The following is a 15588-nucleotide window of genomic DNA, read 5'->3' as shown; positions in this document are numbered from 1 at the left end:
GTACCGCGCGCCTTCGCCAGCGTGCACAGCTCGGCGTACAGATCGGGCGGGCAGCCAGGTGGCAGGCTGCCGGAGAGGACGACCCAAGCCGAATCTGCGGCAAGGGTCGTGATTTTGCGCCGCAGCGCGGCTAGTTCAAGCGGCCCGACGGTCGGCCCGCTCTCAATCAGCTCGGTCTGCGTGCGCGCGGACGGGTCGAGCACGGTAATGGCAAGACGGGTTTCCCCGTGCGCCGTTTCGATGAAATCGGCGCTTACACCTTCCGCGCTCAACCCGTCGATGAGCAGCCGTCCGGTGTGTCCGGCGGCAAACCCGGTCGCCCGTACAGGCTCGCCTAGCGTGCGAATGACGCGGGCAGCATTCACGCCCTTACCACCCGGCACCGTCAGACCGCCTTCAATGCGGTGGACGGCATTCAAACCGAAGCCTGCAACCGTGTAGATTTTATCCACAGCCGCGTTAAGCGTTACGGTGGTAATCACAAGGTATCACTCCTTTAAGATCAGCAATTTGTAACATTTGATTCCATTCGCTCATGCTAAGATATCAGCTTTAATCCCAACGCTGCGGCAAGAATCATGGCGATGAATAAAACACGCAGTACGCTTTTTTGTTCACCGTACAAGAACATGCCTGTAATCGTGCTACCGACCGTTCCGATACCTGTCCATACGGCATAGGAAGTTCCCATAGGCAAACTTTTCATGGCATAGCTGAGTAGAGAGAAGCTAAGGACAAAGGATAAGACCATAAGCACTAATGACTTCCATCCTTTGCCCACCGTAACTCCCTTCATACCGATGACTCCAAACACTTCCGAGCATCCCGCGATAACCAATGCAATCCAAGCCATTATGCGCCACTCCCTTCCTGAGCATCACGGTCGGTAACTAACTTCAGGCCGACCACGCCTGCCAACAAAAGGGCGATTAACAGCGTTTTAGACCATTGAAACGGTTCCCCGAATAGCAGCATTTCACCTACGACCGTTCCTCCTGTCCCCAGTCCGGTGAATACAGCATATACTGTGCCCACAGGCAAACGGTTCGCAGCCTTCATGATCAAATAAAAGCTGGCCACTACAGCCAGCACGGTTACAATCCATGCGAGTACAGAATCCGCATGCTTCAACCCCGACACCCATATGACCTCAATGAGGCCGCCAACAAAAACGTAAATCCAACTGCGACTCATGATGAACGTTCTCCTTAATAATAGATTTTATAAGTTCAACTGCTTGATGCTTCAGGAGGTGAAGTTAACGTAATCCCACGCCAAAAAATAGGCCAAGCAGCGTTCAGCCTCCGGTGGTAGTTGATGCTTCCACTGTACAGTAGCTCCACCATGATTCCGTCCACCAGTGTTATGAAGGCTAAAGCCACATCCACTGGCTCCATATGCCCAAAGGGTTCCCGATCCCGTGTATTCCGGAGGTGGCGAGTTAATTTTCGCTCCATATTTTCCAGAAAAGGATTAACAATATCCAGAACCTCGTTATACAAAGATACAGGCGGAAAGAAGGAAAAACGAAGCATAAACTTGGCTGTATTGTTGTTCTTATATTCCTGTCCCATCCAAAACAGGAAGTCATGCAGTGTATGCTCCAACGACTGATCTCTGCGTTCCGAAAAGTATTCAAAAATACGTAAATTCTGCTCTTGAAAAGCGTACCTCGCCACCTGTAGAAACAGATCCTCCTTGCCTTGATAATGCGCATATATAGACGGTTTGCGAATCCCGACCTCAACGGCAATACTGCTCAAGGATGCTCCCTCATACCCATTGGTGGCAAATTGGGAAAGAGCGGCCTTTCGAATCTCTTTTATCCCCATTATTTTCACCTACCTAACGTTCGTTAGTTTATTCTTGCATGAAAAAAAGTAAGTGTCAACCCAACGATATTTCGTTATGTATGAAACTTTTTCTTTGGGTTCTTTTTTATCAACATTTTAATAAAAAAGTGGGAAGAAATAAGGGGCTCATGTACAATATAATGAAGAATACCTGTCAAATGCAGTCCATTGGAAGTGAGGTTGGTTATGAGGCGAAGCTTACTGGCCGTATTGATCGCGGCTATGGTGTTTATTATTTATTATTTTGGCTTGTTTAATTACATCGGCAAAAATGAAGGAACTGTCATTAGTATTTTTTCAACCCTGACAGTTATCTCCATCAGTCTGATTATTTTTACGGAGAATCGTAATCCTTCCACCACAATGTCCTGGATTTTGCTGCTGGCGTTGCTGCCAGTCGTTGGACTTCCTCTTTATTTTTTGTTTGGGCAAAATGTATTCAAGCGCCGCAAGTATGACAAAAAGGCATTGCGCGACCAACAGGCTTACGAGCGTATTGAAAAGGAAGCTTTGCAAGTCAAACGAGATCTGACCTGCTTTACAGATGAGCAGCAGCAGTTGATGCGTTTGGCCCGCAGACTGGCCCGCTCCCCGATTTATTTTGCGACAGAAACTCAAATTCTGAACAATGGAGATGAAACCTTCTCCACTCTGCTGGAAGAACTGCGCAAGGCACAGCATCATATCCATATGGAATATTACATTTTCCGTTCGGATGATATCGGCACCAGCATTCAGAAAATTTTGATCGAAAAGGCCAAAGCGGGTGTTAAGGTTCGGTTTATGTACGATGCGGTGGGCAGTATTCAGTTGTCGAAGGCATTTTTGAAGGAAATGAGAGATGCAGGAGTAGAGGTCGTTGCATACGGCGGCGCTCGAATCTTGTTCTTCTCCAGCCGGGTAAACTACCGTAATCACCGTAAAATTGTAGTTATCGACGGTAATATCGGATTAATCGGCGGTCTAAATGTGGGGGATGAGTATCTCAGCCGCAACAAAGCCTACGGCTTTTGGCGTGACACGCACATGATTGTGAAGGGCGAAGCTGTGCGAACGTTGCAACTTATATTTTTACAGGATTGGCTTCATATGACGGGCGAATCGGTGCTGGATAAGGAATATCTGTCTCCCAATATTGAACCGATTACGGACGGAGGCGTACAGATTATTGCCAGCGGCCCGGATAATGAGCGGAGAGTGCTCAAAAATCTGTTTTTCTCGATGATCACGTCCGCCCGGAAGTCTGTCTGGATTGCCACTCCTTATTTTATCCCGGATGAAGATATCCTGACTGCCTTGCGGATGGCTGCTCTATCCGGGTTGGACGTGCGTATTCTATTTCCTGCGAAACCGGATAAATGGCTACCGTTCCTCGCGTCCCACTCGTACTTCCAATCGTTGCTGGAGGTTGGAGTCAAGGTATATGAATATGAAAAAGGGTTCCTTCACTCCAAGCTCCTCATCATTGACGGGGAGGTTGCGACCATTGGGACAGCCAATATGGATATGCGCAGCTTCCATTTGAATTTTGAAGTAAACGCTCTGCTGATTCAAACGCACAGTGTGCAGCAGATGGTGACAGACTACGAACGGGATTTGCAATCGGCCAGTCTGATCGTACGAGAGGAATTCATGAAAAAACGCCTGTTCAAACGTTTGATGGAATCCCTCGCTCGGCTGCTTTCACCGCTGCTGTAAGCATAAACGAGTTCGCCACAGCAGTATCCCGTAGTTAAAATGTAGTAAAGCCCAAAATATCCTGTAGACGGTATATAATATCTTTCCAAAATGTTGAATGATCCTCGTAAGCCGCCAGATCCAAACTGTATTCAGCCCCCTGGTTATTCCATAGCTTATCAAAATAGGCCGCAACCTGTCGGGTCAGCTTGCTGTCCGCCGGAGCGGCCACCCACAATTCATTCTCCAGATTCAAATCATCCAGATTACGGGGGGTCAGATTTGTAGAGCCACCCCAAATGATATGCTCTCCTTGCGCCTTGGCAATATAAATCAGTTTGGTATGGAACTGCTCATGGGTGGTATGATACCAGCGAATCTGAATGTTCCCGCCCGATTTATCGGACAACTCTTGGGCAACCGGACGATTAGGGATGCCGATTTTTTCCTGACCAAACGCGTTTTCATTGGGGTCCAGCAGCAATTGGATGTTTACATCACGCGCAGAGGCATCCAGCAGACTATTCAATACTTTGCGGTCAGCCAAATAAAACATGCCCATGTGAATGCTGTCGCCTTTCTTCGTCTACCCGATGCCATCCAGAACTGAGGTGTACACTTTGCCTTCGGTTAGATACTTGATCCGGTAGCGGTTCTTACCCGACGGAGCTGGGGCTTCGGCCTGTGGTGTATAGGCAGGTAGCTGCCCGCCGCCTGAGAAGTCCAACACTGCCTGCTCCGTTTGTAAAATGTCCCCGATGATGGGCCCCTTCACCTCCAGCGCTACATTGGAATGATAGGCACTCGCGTCGTGGACGTTGCCTGTAGAAATGAGCGCTGTCTGTTCGTTGGTAACCAATTTTCGGTGATTGGCCTTGACGTTTAACAGCTTAAGATAGGAGCGAGCCGTAACGTCAGGTCCGTCACTGGCCATCAGGTTCGGAATCCAGCCTGTGCCCTGCTGCCCGAACCACTGGAAAAAGGTACGCCACACCGCCGAATAAATGGGTGTGGAGTCCCGCAACGGGTCTACATCGGTCTGCACGACCTGAATCCCTGCTCGCTTCATATTCTCCAACAAAGGATTGGGGGCAGAATTGTAGTTGGTATTGACTTCATCCGTAATGAAAAAGATAGGCATATCAGGATGAGCTTTCTTTTTGGCAATAAGATGATCGGCCATCTCTGTGCTGACTTCGGGGAAGCGCTGGCCTTTATGCTTATAATCGTTGAACAGAAACAGGTCGATGACGATAAATTGCCCGGCTTCATCAATGATCCCGAGCATACGATTCAAAATTTGTCCTTCATGCTGTGCAGTGCTTCCATCCCCGGTGGGATAGGTCAAATCTGTCCAGAAGTTTATCTCATTAGTTGAATACTCCTGACTTTCATAAGAGATGAACGAAGCAATGGTTTATGGGTCTGATACAGCATCACGGCAATCAGCCAGAGGATAAGTACCAGAATGGTGATTTTAAGAGCACGGCCCTTTTGCCTCGATTTTTCTCGATATTCCGGCACAGAATGCAGCGGATCATGTTTGGTCATATGACGGTCAACTCCCCAATTGAATGCTGCATTCCATTTTTATCTTGCCGGAACATGCAGATTACGATTAGATACTGTCTAATTATTAACCAAGTGTGCAGGATTGACGCGGATGCTGGACGGAATGAAATAGAGAATGTTTTGCTATTCATTGAGGACATATGTCCTTTATGGGCAGGCTGACCTATACTTAATATATAGAAAAGTCATTTACATGGGGAGAATAACGATTTATGAGAGGAATCTTGTTTGCTTTTCTGGGAGGCGCTTGTATTACGCTACAGGGGGTAGCGAATACACGGATTAGTCAGGATATCGGCACATGGCAAGCGGCTACCGTTACTCAGCTAACAGGCTTTATTTTGGCAGCATTAGTCTGGATGTTTACAAGGGATGGCAGTGTTGCTGAAATGAAACAGGTAAAGCCGATGTATCTTTGGGGCGGTGCTTTTGCAGCTATTATTATATTTAGTGAAGTCACGGCGATTCAACATATTGGGGTTACGTTCACGATCTCGGCGCTGTTGATTGCCCAGTTGTGTTTAACCTTCCTGGTAGATATCAAGGGATGGTTCGGCATAGTAAAGCAAAAGATGAAGCTGCCACAATTTATAGGTATTGGTATGATGATCGCGGGTGTAATTATTCTGAAGCTCTAAAATAGAACTTTTTCGTAGAGAAAGCTTAGAACGTAGAAATTGAAGGTGAGCTTAGGAATGAGAGAAATTCAGGATCAAGAGCAACTGAAAAATTTTTTGCAACTGCATCAGTTGGAATCCATACTCTACGAGCCACTACATCCTTATTTGTCGCTGCATCGTTTGGAGCAAGGGGAAAAGCTCTGTTCACAGGGGGACTCCATTGAACATTTGTATATTCTGGTGCAGGGAAAGGTCAAGATTTATACCAGTTCTACAGAAGGGAAGACCCTGATCCTCTGCTTCAAAACACCGATCGAGGTCATAGGAGATGTTGAATATATTCGTAGTAGTCACGTTATCAACACGGTAGAGGCAGTGTCTCCGATCTATGTGATCGGTGTCCACCACCAGTGGATGAACAAATATGGTAGAGACTATGCTCCTTTGCTGCAATTTTTACTGGATATTGTCACGCGAAAGTTTTGTCTGGACTCTGACTTTTCCAATTTCAATCTCATGTATCCGGTGGAAGTCAGGCTGGCGAGCTACCTGCTATCTGTTTCTTTTGACGAATCCAATTCGGCTTTTCATGAGGAATTACGGGCATCCAGTCTGGTAGATGTGGCGAATTTGATCGGAACCAGCTATAGACATCTCAACCGAGTCATTCGCAAGATGATTGAAGATGGATTGGTTGAACGGACAAAAGGCTACATTGTCATTCGAGACAGAAAAGGTTTGAGTGAACTGGCAGGTCATAATATTTATGAATCATTGTAATAAGAGCATTTTGTATAAGTGCAGAAGAATACACGGACCATCAAGGGAGAGTTAAAATATGTTACTAGGGGTTGTATTGGCGGTTATCGCAGGTGCTTTGGTCAGTCTGCAAACGATATTCAATAATAAGGTGAATGAGCGGACAGGTTCATGGGCCACGACAACATTGGTGCTGGGAACAGGGTTCTTGGCTTCCTTGCTCGGAAGTCTTATTTTTGAAGGGAAAAATACATTTACTTTGCAGCATATGCAGCCGTGGTACTGGTTTAGTGGCATGATTGGTGTCGGCGTTGTGTTCTGTCTGGTACAAGGAATGAAGCGACTTGGCCCGACCTATGCGATCTCCATAGTATTGACGGCACAATTAGGTACCGCTCTGTTGTGGGATTCATTAGGATGGCTGGGATTAGAAAAAATTCCGTTTACCTTCAACAAGTTGATTGGTGTACTGGTCATTATCGGTGGTATTCTCGTATTCAAATTTGGACATGGGCGTACGAAGGAGCAGCAAGAAAGCATTTCATCTGTACCTGATTCTATGAAGGGATGAAGGAAGTTGTGATTTGTGCTTTTCGAACCTGATACAATAAACAGAGTGACTTTGGATGAGGTGGAACATAGATGAGTAATACAGAGAATATAAAGGGATCACCTGACGGTTCCGACAGATCCGGCTCTTTGTTGCCTGCCGCGCGGACAGGCGAACGGAAGATTGAGCACGTCCGTCTTTGTCTGCAAGAAGAAGTGGCCGGACAAGGCATCACCAGCGGGCTGGAGCGGTATGCCTTTAAGCACTGCGCTCTGCCGGAGTTGCATTTTGACGAGGTGCGTCTGGATACTACCTTTTTGGGACGCGCTGTACGGACACCGCTGCTCATTAGTTCCATGACAGGCGGCAGCGCCGAGACAGGAGCGATTAATGAGCGATTAGCAGAGACAGCGGAGAGACGCGGCTGGGCGTTGGGCGTCGGCTCCGTACGGGCTGCGGTGGAAAAAGAAGAATTGGCTTCAACCTTTGCGGTTCGCCGTCTAGCACCCAGCATCCCAATCCTTGCCAATCTGGGTGCGGTGCAGCTGAACTACGGATTTGGTGTGGACGAGTGTCGCCGTGCGGTGGAAATTGCCGAAGCAGATATGTTGGTGCTGCATTTGAACGGATTGCAGGAGATTTTCCAACCCGAAGGGAATTTGGATTTTAGCGGCCTGCTTGAGCGCATTGAGGAGTTGTGTCGTCAGCTTTCAGTGCCTGTAGGAGTGAAGGAAGTAGGCTGGGGCATAGATGGCGAGACGGCTTCGAGACTATATGATGCGGGTGCAGCTTTTATTGATGTCGCTGGCGCAGGCGGGACAAGCTGGAGCCAAGTGGAGAAATTTCGCAATCCTGATCCTGTGCGTCGTGCCGCGGCGGAGGCGTTTGCGGATTGGGGCAATTCGACCGCTGACTGTATCGTGGAAGTTAGAGCCGCTCAGCCTAATGGCGCTCTGATCGGTAGCGGTGGACTGAGAGATGGTGTCGATGCAGCGAAGGCGCTTGCTTTGGGTGCTGACATGGCAGGCTTCGGACGTTCCTTGCTCGGCTCGGCGGTTGCCTCCAGCGAGGCATTGGAAGCACGATTGGAGCAGGTGGAACTGGAACTCCGCACGGTCATGTTCGGCATCGGGGTAGATGGAATGGAAGGGCTTAAAGATACGACTCGACTAAGAAAGAAGGTAAACGGATGAGCGGACTTATTACATTGGTTCCGATGAATGCGGAGCAATACGATCGATTTGAACAACGCTCGCTTGCGGACTACGCGGATGAGAAAATCCAAGCAGGTACATGGACGGTAGATGAAGCGCATGAACGCGCAGCAGAAAGCTTTGCTCGATACCTGCCACAGAAACTCGACACACCCGATGCTCACCTGTATATGTTGATGTTTTCCGATGCTGGCGGGCAGAGTCAAGAGGAAGCTGGCTATATCTGGTTCAATATTACGGATGGTGCGCAAGGTAAAGAAGCTTTTCTACTGGATATTCTTGTCTACGATTCATATCAGGGAAGGGGTCTGGGTACGCTGGCGATGGGGGCTTTGGAACAAGAAGCTCGCAGACTGGGGGCTGTCCGCATCGGTTTGCATGTATTTGGGCATAATGAGCGAGCTTTGCATGTATATCGCAAGTCGGGCTATCGGATTACGGATATCCAGATGAGGAAAGAAATCTAAATAGGGATGTAGAAAATCCTGAATTTCATAACCGTATGCTTGCCGCGTGTATAGGTTCTCATATATAATGTGGGTTGGTAAACTAACGGATGGCATAACGCATATTTTATATAAACGGGAGTTGTTCTGATTATGGCTTTAAAAGCGGGGATCGTGGGCTTGCCAAACGTGGGCAAATCAACACTTTTTAACGCAATAACGCAGGCGGGTGCGGAATCCGCAAACTATCCATTTTGTACGATTGACCCTAATGTAGGCGTCGTTGAAGTACCGGACGAGCGGCTGGATAAGCTGACTGAACTGGTTGTGCCGAACAAAACGGTGCCAACGGCATTTGAATTTGTTGATATTGCAGGACTTGTACGCGGAGCAAGTAAGGGTGAGGGTCTGGGTAACAAGTTTCTAGCTCATATTCGTGAAGTGGATGCGATTGTTCATGTGGTACGTTGCTTTGAAGATGAGAACATTACCCATGTGGACGGCAAAATTGACCCGATCAGCGACATTCAGACCATTAATCTGGAACTGATTCTGGCGGATATCGAAAGCGTAGACAAGCGTATTGAACGTTCCCGCAAAAACATGAAGGGTGGCAACAAGCAGTACACCCAAGAGGTTGAAGTGCTTGAGCGGATCAAGGAATCGCTGTATGCTGATAAACCTGCGCGTAGCTTAGAATTAACGGATGAAGAACGGTTGATTGTACGCGATCTTCATTTGCTTACGATGAAGCCTGTACTGTACGCTGCAAATGTCAGCGAAGATGGCGTAACGGAAGCCGACAGCAATCCATATGTGCAACAGGTACGCGATTTTGCCGTAGCGGAAAATGCAGAAGTGGTACCGATCAGCGCCAAAGTAGAATCTGAAATCGCTGAGCTGGAAGGCGAGGACAAGGCGATGTTCCTTGAGGAGCTGGGATTGGCTGAATCCGGATTGAACCGTCTGATTAAAGCGGCTTACCGCTTGTTGGGACTGTATACGTATTTCACAGCAGGTGTACAGGAAGTACGCGCATGGACTATTCATAAAGGAACGAAAGCACCAGGTGCTGCGGGCGTAATCCATACGGATTTTGAACGCGGATTTATTCGTGCCGAGGTTGTATCCTACAACGATTTGGTCGCTGCTGGTTCGATGAACGGAGCTAAGGAACGTGGGCAGCTTCGTTTGGAAGGTAAGGAATATGTAGTGCAGGACGGAGACGTTATGCATTTCCGTTTTAATGTTTAATATATAATTTCCAGAGTACAATACTCGATTCGGATATATAAAAGACGATGACTCAATGTATGTGTGTTCTGAAATGTGCTAGATTACGTGGTCGCTGCCTATATTAGGGCGGCGACTTTTTTATTGTATTGCATGTTGTGCGGATTTTTGCAAAATCCTAAATTAGTCAGTATTTCTTGTAGCTAATTCATGAATTAGTTGGTATAATAAAGAGCTGTAGCCAGTGAAATTGAAGCTGGTTTCATATTAATTTAACTGAAGAGGTGAATCGCTTGTTGGACCGATTGCAATCATTGGCGGACCGCTACGATAAACTGAGCGAACTGCTCTGCGATCCGGATGTAGCGAACGATAGCAAAAAACTTAGAGATTATTCCAAAGAACAGTCTGATTTACAGCCTGCTTATGAAGCATATACCGAATATAAAAATGTCGTTGAAGAGCTGGAAGCTGCTAAAACCATGCAGGGTGAAAAGCTGGACGACGAGATGCGTGAAATGGTCAAAATGGAGATTGAAGAACTGAGTGTTCGCAAGCGGGAGTTGGATGAAAAAATCCGTATTTTGCTGCTGCCGAAGGACCCGAACGATGATAAGAACGTTATTATCGAGATTCGTGGTGCAGCGGGTGGTGACGAAGCGGCACTATTCGCAGCTGACCTGTACCGGATGTACACTCGTTATGCCGATACCCAAGGCTGGCGTGTAGAGCTGATGGACGCGAACATGAATGACCTCGGGGGCTTTAAAGAGGTTATTTTCATGATTAATGGTCGTGGTGCATACAGCAAAATGAAATTCGAAAGTGGTGCACACCGCGTACAGCGGATTCCGACGACAGAATCAGGTGGACGTATTCATACGTCGACATCTACGGTATCCGTTATGCCTGAGGCAGAAGAAGTGGATATTGAAATTTCCGACAAAGATATTCGCGTGGATACATTCTGTTCCAGCGGTGCGGGCGGACAGTCCGTTAATACGACCAAGTCGGCGGTGCGTGTAACGCATATGCCAACAGGTATTATGGCAACCTGTCAGGACGGCAAATCCCAGAACTCCAACAAGGAGAAGGCGCTGCAAGTTTTGCGTGCCCGTATTTCGGATATGCTGCGTCAGGAAGAGGAAGCCAAATATGCAGGCGAGCGTAAGAGCAAAGTAGGTACCGGAGACCGCAGTGAGCGTATACGTACCTACAACTTCCCACAAAGCCGTGTAACGGATCATCGTATTGGACTAACTATGCATAAGTTGGACCAGGTGATGAACGGGGAGATCGAAGAAATCGTATCGGCGCTCACGATTGCAGAGCAGGCTGATTTGATGGAACAAGAGGTTTAAGTTTTGGGAAACGAACGCGATTGTGTGTATCGGATGTCGCCGGAACGGAACATGAGTGTCAGAGAAGCCTTAGTTGAGGCTTCTTCTTTTTTAGGAAGCTGTGGCGTTCTGGAGCCGCAGCATAACGCCCGCTTGCTGCTGGAGCATGTACTCGGGTTGGAAGGCACGGCGTTTTACGCCGCTCTGGGTGATCCGTTCCCTTCCTCCGTCAAGGAGGCGTGGGAACGGATCATAGCCCGCAAAGCTGCGGGTGAACCGGCGCAGTATATTATCGGACGGCAGGAATTTTATGGCCGCCCGTTCGCGGTTTCGCCGTCGGTGCTGATTCCGCGCCCCGAGACAGAACTGCTCGTCGAGGCGATACTCCAGCACGGCGATCGGCTGTGGCCAAGCGGCGCCCCGCAGGCGCTCGACATCGGCGCAGGCAGCGGTGCAATCGCCGTGACGTTGGCGGCTGAGCGACCGCGTTGGCGCGTGGCGGCAGGGGATATTTCGGCCGCTGCGCTAAAAATGGCGGCCCATAACGCTGCTGCGAACGGCGCAGCCGTAGAATTCCGCGAGGGCGATCTACTGGCGCCGTTCGCGGGAACGGCGGTGGACATTCTCGTGTCCAACCCGCCGTACATCCCGGCTGCTGACATCGCTGGCTTACAGCCAGAGGTACGCGATCATGAGCCGCGGATGGCGTTGGATGGTGGTCCTGACGGGCTCGGCCCGTATCGGGCAATGCTGGAGCAGCTCGGACTCCTTCAGGCTCCGCCCCGGCTAATCGGGTTTGAATTGGGGATGGGACAGGCCAGAGACGTGGCTGGCCTGTTGGAACAGGCAGGTCATTGGAAGAACATTATAATCGTTCCTGACCTTGCAGGGATCGAGCGACATGTCCTAGGTGTCTCGGAGTAGTGCTGCATTTTCTTTTTGCGAGTCTTTCCTTTAGAATAAGAGGGGTATGACCGAGAAACGGCTCAGGGGGAAATCATGCTTCAGAAATTGAAAAAAATTGACGGTCCGATTATCTTTATTCTGATTTTGCTCATGGCGATTAGTATCGTAACAGTATACAGCGCAGGTAGAGCTCCTACGAACCTGCCTGATCACGGCAACGATTACCAGAGGATGATTGGGTATTATATATTGGGTTTTGTGGCGATCTTGGGTTTAGCGATGGTCGATTTTCGGATATTTATTAAAAAAGCCTTGTACGTATATGGAGGCGGAATATTCTTGCTGGGTCTCGGATTTTTTGGCGGGACGGTTAACAACTCTCAGGGCTTTTTGAAAATTGGTGGCTTGAACCTTCAGCCTGCTGAGGTATTCAAGCTAGTTCTTATCATTTTTTTGACGTATATGCTGATTAAAAAGCGCAAGAGCAAGCTTTATTTTATTCAGGATGTTCTTCCAGTCGCTCTGGTAAGCTTTGTCCCGTTTGCTATGGTCATGGCGCAAAATGACTTGGGTAATGCGCTCGGATACATCGTCATTGTCATCGGTATGCTATGGATTGGTAATGTGAAGGCATCCCATGCACTGATCGGTTTTACCATATTTGCAGTCGCCGTTGGCGGCGGGGTCAAAGCATATATTTCGTTTCACGATGAGATTGATACCTTTATGAAGGGGATTGGCCGTAGTCACTGGGTAGAGCGTCTGGACCCTTGGTTGGTACCGGAAGAGGCGACCGCGAAGGCATCTTATCATACTAAGAACGCCAAGCTGGCGATTGCCTCTGGCGGGATGATGGGCAAGGGCTTTTTGCAAGGAACCTCGGTACAATCCGGGCGTGTTCCTTATACGTATGCGGATTCTATTTTTGTAGTCGTAGCGGAGGAATTTGGCTTTGTAGGCTCTTCAGTGCTGCTATTGCTATATTTTATTTTGATTCATCGAATGATCCTGATTTCGCTGGAATGCCGGGATCGCGCCGGACCGTATATTATTGTCGGGATTGTGTCTATGTTGCTGTATCAGATTTTTGAGAATATTGGTGCGTTTCTGGGCATTATGCCACTTACGGGGATTACGCTCCCGTTCATAAGCTATGGTGGTACCTCGTTGCTTATTAACATGGCTAGTATTGGCTTGGTTATGAGTATTAAGGTGCACGGCCAAGAGCTGGAGGATGATCTGCCACAGCCTTCCAGACTAAGCTTAACGAAGGCGAAAAAAGCTTAGTAGGGTGGATTGTGGCTAGATACGGATTGGTATTTGTGTGAGTTGAAATGGTGCAACGAAAGAGTCCAGATTGTGAAATCTGGGCTTTTTCATATTCCTAGGTGAGGATCAAGCCTTGATCCTGAATCTTTTACAAGATTCATAGGTTTAGACTCTCCCAAACCGGACAGACTGATAGACATGATAGAGTTTGGGTTTGGGGGGACTAAGATGAGAAGTTGGATAAAGCAAGCTGCAATGATACTATTTTGTATTTCGATATTAATGATGTCTTGGGAGGTTCAAAAAACGGATGCTGCTATGACCACTGGAACAAGAGGAACTTTAGCGTCAGGAGTGAACACAACGGGGCTGGAAGTGATTCCGCACGATTCCATCCGATTGCGCATTTTGGCTAATTCGGATCGTCCGGAGGATCAGTTGGTTAAGCGTGAAATACGGGATGCCATTGTGCAGCAGATGAATACGTGGGTGGGTGAACTGGAAAACCCGCAAAGCCTAAATCAAGCCAGAGCGTTGATTGACGCTCATTTACCTGAAATTGACCGTTTGGTAGGTACGGAACTGGTTCGTCGCGGCATTGCGTATGATCATCAGGTAGAACTGGCAAGCGTACCTTTCCCGACGAAAATGTACGGTGGTCTTGTCTACCCGGCAGGGAATTATGAAGCACTACGGGTCACGCTAGGGCAAGGAAAAGGGCAAAATTGGTGGTGTGTGCTGTTTCCACCATTGTGCTTTATTGATGCAGGCAGTGGGGAAGCAGCAGCACAGACCGTATCGGCAAAAACGAATCACGGAGACAGTCGGACGAATGCCACTGGCAAGGAGCCGGAAGTACGTTTTTTTCTGTGGGATGCACTTACGGGTCTGTGGAGCTGGGTGAGTGGCTTATTTGCCTAATCATTGTGAGTTGTAGAGAATCGATTTACAGTTTGGTGCTCTTTATCAAGGGCGGTATACGTCGGTGCTATGGAAAAGAGAACAACGAGTGTAAGTTTCCCCATATGCTATAATGGGACTTACGGTAGATATACACATGGCAGAGCCAATTGAGCTGATTTTGCAAAGTAGGTTTATGGGGATCAGGTAAAATGAACTGGCCTGTATGACAATAAGATATGGGATGATCTGATATGAGCGATAAATTGAATCAAATGCAAGACTTGCGCGGAGATATTGTGCAAAAGGAGAAACCTGGGCAGGAGCTGGACGGACAGGGAATTCACGAGCTAAAGCAGACGTTGAAGCCTTCTCATACAAAATGGTGGGATGTAAGATGTTTGGTTCCTGAAGAGAACATGAGTATAGCTGCTATACCATCTGCTGATTTGAAGGAAACTGATTCTGTTGTTCCTGTGAGCAAGACTGACGACGGGGATGTTTCTGACGAAATTTGGGCTGGACAGGCTCGGATTGCGGCTGAAAAGGGCATTCGTGAGGCTGCCGTACTGCTCCAAGCTGGGGAGACGGTAGCCTTTCCTACGGAAACTGTGTACGGTCTGGGGGCCGATGCGCGCAGCACAAAAGCGGTGGAGGCGGTATTTTTCGCCAAAGGACGTCCTTCCGATAACCCGCTCATTGTACATATTTCCGATGCTGCTCAATTAGACGGTATGGTAGCGGAAATAAACGATACAGCCCGGGCGCTGATGAATACGTTCTGGCCGGGACCGCTGACTCTGGTATTGCCAGTAGTGCCGCAGACACTGTCATCGCGTGTGACAGCGGGGCTGGACACGGTCGGTGTGCGCATGCCGGATCATCCGATTGCGCTGCGCCTGATCGCGGAAGCGGGTTGTCCGCTGGCTGCGCCAAGCGCCAACCGCTCGGGAAGGCCCAGTCCGACCCTAGCACAGCATGTGCAGGAGGACCTGGAGGGCCGCATCGGCGGCATTTTGGACGGAGGTCCCACGGGGGTGGGGCTGGAGTCCACGGTGGTGCAGGCGGGTGACGACGGAACCGTCACCATCCTGCGTCCCGGCGGCGTGACAGTCGAGCAGCTCGCTGCGGTTGCTCGCGCTGTCGTGCTGGACCCGGCGTTGGCCGCTACGCCCGGCGAGGATGCCGACAGCCCGGCGCCACGTTCGCCGGGTATGAAGTACACGCACTACGCGCCGCGAGGCCGCTC

The 15588-nt window shown here is 48.9% G+C and carries 16 protein-coding genes and 1 pseudogene; 12 read left to right on the top strand and 5 right to left on the bottom strand.

Features of this window, described 5'->3' with window-relative positions; genetic code table 11:
• The 4 genes from AC6EJC_RS26345 to AC6EJC_RS26330 form a co-directional block, all read right to left on the bottom strand.
• Nucleotides 1–482, bottom strand: a 482-nt coding sequence (locus AC6EJC_RS26345) for a 1-phosphofructokinase family hexose kinase (RefSeq protein ID WP_444956462.1), incomplete at its 3' end; no start/stop codon positions are given.
• A 56-nt stretch (nt 483–538) separates the two neighbouring features.
• Nucleotides 539–853, bottom strand: coding sequence for a DMT family transporter (locus AC6EJC_RS26340; RefSeq protein ID WP_025683394.1), 315 nt, complete (start codon nt 851–853; stop codon nt 539–541).
• The gene (locus tag AC6EJC_RS26335; RefSeq protein WP_444956461.1) at nt 853–1194 is read right to left on the bottom strand and encodes a DMT family transporter; all 342 of its coding nucleotides are present in this window, start codon (nt 1192–1194) and stop codon (nt 853–855) included. The genes AC6EJC_RS26340 and AC6EJC_RS26335 overlap by 1 nt, the downstream gene beginning before the upstream one ends.
• A gap of 35 nt (nt 1195–1229) precedes the next feature.
• Complete coding sequence (locus AC6EJC_RS26330; protein WP_444956460.1) at nt 1230–1832, bottom strand: TetR/AcrR family transcriptional regulator; 603 nt, start codon at nt 1830–1832, stop codon at nt 1230–1232.
• A 207-nt stretch (nt 1833–2039) separates the two neighbouring features.
• Between AC6EJC_RS26330 and cls the strand changes: the two genes are divergently transcribed.
• Complete coding sequence (gene cls, locus AC6EJC_RS26325; protein WP_444956459.1) at nt 2040–3551, top strand: cardiolipin synthase; 1512 nt, start codon at nt 2040–2042, stop codon at nt 3549–3551.
• 34 nt (nt 3552–3585) lie between these two features.
• Here the strand turns inward: cls and AC6EJC_RS26320 are convergent.
• Nucleotides 3586–5081: pseudogene (locus AC6EJC_RS26320) on the bottom strand (phospholipase D family protein).
• A gap of 233 nt (nt 5082–5314) precedes the next feature.
• Here AC6EJC_RS26320 and AC6EJC_RS26315 point away from each other — a divergent pair.
• From AC6EJC_RS26315 to AC6EJC_RS26265, 11 genes are all read left to right on the top strand, one after another.
• Nucleotides 5315–5740 (top strand): DMT family transporter, encoded by a 426-nt coding sequence (locus tag AC6EJC_RS26315; RefSeq protein WP_444956458.1) that lies wholly within the window; start codon nt 5315–5317, stop codon nt 5738–5740.
• Nucleotides 5741–5797: 57 nt separating this feature from the next.
• Nucleotides 5798–6502 carry a Crp/Fnr family transcriptional regulator gene (locus AC6EJC_RS26310; RefSeq protein ID WP_444956457.1) on the top strand — a complete coding sequence of 235 codons (705 nt, stop codon included), beginning with the start codon at nt 5798–5800 and terminating at the stop codon, nt 6500–6502.
• Nucleotides 6503–6560: 58 nt separating this feature from the next.
• The gene (locus AC6EJC_RS26305) at nt 6561–7052 is read left to right on the top strand and encodes a DMT family transporter (RefSeq protein ID WP_444956456.1); all 492 of its coding nucleotides are present in this window, start codon (nt 6561–6563) and stop codon (nt 7050–7052) included.
• A 71-nt stretch (nt 7053–7123) separates the two neighbouring features.
• Nucleotides 7124–8224 carry a type 2 isopentenyl-diphosphate Delta-isomerase gene (gene fni, locus AC6EJC_RS26300; RefSeq protein ID WP_444956455.1) on the top strand — a complete coding sequence of 367 codons (1101 nt, stop codon included), beginning with the start codon at nt 7124–7126 and terminating at the stop codon, nt 8222–8224.
• Nucleotides 8221–8712, top strand: a complete 492-nt coding sequence (locus tag AC6EJC_RS26295) for a GNAT family N-acetyltransferase (protein WP_444956454.1) — start codon at nt 8221–8223, stop codon at nt 8710–8712. Before fni ends, AC6EJC_RS26295 begins: the two co-directional genes overlap by 4 nt.
• A gap of 132 nt (nt 8713–8844) precedes the next feature.
• Nucleotides 8845–9945 (top strand): redox-regulated ATPase YchF, encoded by a 1101-nt coding sequence (gene ychF, locus AC6EJC_RS26290; RefSeq protein WP_209947790.1) that lies wholly within the window; start codon nt 8845–8847, stop codon nt 9943–9945.
• A gap of 272 nt (nt 9946–10217) precedes the next feature.
• Nucleotides 10218–11285 carry a peptide chain release factor 1 gene (prfA, locus tag AC6EJC_RS26285; RefSeq protein WP_013312344.1) on the top strand — a complete coding sequence of 356 codons (1068 nt, stop codon included), beginning with the start codon at nt 10218–10220 and terminating at the stop codon, nt 11283–11285.
• A gap of 3 nt (nt 11286–11288) precedes the next feature.
• Nucleotides 11289–12188: a peptide chain release factor N(5)-glutamine methyltransferase gene (prmC, locus tag AC6EJC_RS26280; RefSeq protein WP_444956453.1), complete on the top strand. Its 900-nt coding sequence runs from the start codon at nt 11289–11291 to the stop codon at nt 12186–12188.
• Nucleotides 12189–12263: 75 nt separating this feature from the next.
• Nucleotides 12264–13457 carry an FtsW/RodA/SpoVE family cell cycle protein gene (locus AC6EJC_RS26275; RefSeq protein WP_444956452.1) on the top strand — a complete coding sequence of 398 codons (1194 nt, stop codon included), beginning with the start codon at nt 12264–12266 and terminating at the stop codon, nt 13455–13457.
• Between the two features lie 210 nt (nt 13458–13667).
• A complete protein-coding gene (gene spoIIR, locus AC6EJC_RS26270; RefSeq protein WP_444956451.1) occupies nt 13668–14360 on the top strand; it encodes a stage II sporulation protein R in 693 nt (230 codons plus the stop codon).
• A 233-nt stretch (nt 14361–14593) separates the two neighbouring features.
• Nucleotides 14594–15588, top strand: a 995-nt coding sequence (locus AC6EJC_RS26265) for an L-threonylcarbamoyladenylate synthase (RefSeq protein WP_444956450.1), incomplete at its 3' end; no start/stop codon positions are given.

This window comes from Paenibacillus sp. TY11, from assembly GCF_059772165.1.
This window is presented reverse-complemented; position numbering and strand designations above follow the sequence as displayed.